The organism is Tepidibacillus infernus (assembly GCF_048898065.1).
GTDB lineage: Bacteria > Bacillota > Bacilli > Tepidibacillales > Tepidibacillaceae > Tepidibacillus_B > Tepidibacillus_B infernus.
On record NZ_JBLWFI010000050.1, the window covers coordinates 1 to 255 of the forward strand.

1 pseudogene is annotated in these 255 nt (G+C 44.7%); it reads right to left on the minus strand.

Annotated features, from left to right (window positions below):
- Positions 1–255, minus strand: a pseudogene (locus TEPIDINF_RS14950) (IS1634 family transposase); the annotation flags it as partial.

The following is a 255-nucleotide window of genomic DNA, read 5'->3' on the forward strand; positions in this document are numbered from 1 at the left end:
GAATGAGGCTTTTGGCCTTTTCCACTGCTGAAGCACGCTCTGCCCTTGCTTTCGCTGCATATTTTTCACTATAAAAAATGACTTGCTTCTCATCCACCGTTTTCTTTATCTTCTTCCCTCTAACTGATGTCACGCTAATCTCCCGGGGAACAAGTCTGGACTTAATTTTGAAATCCTCACTTATGCTCCTGTAGCCACTTGGATCAAGGACATAATTCTTGAAATCCTGATCCGCGCCGCGGATCGAATAGCTGA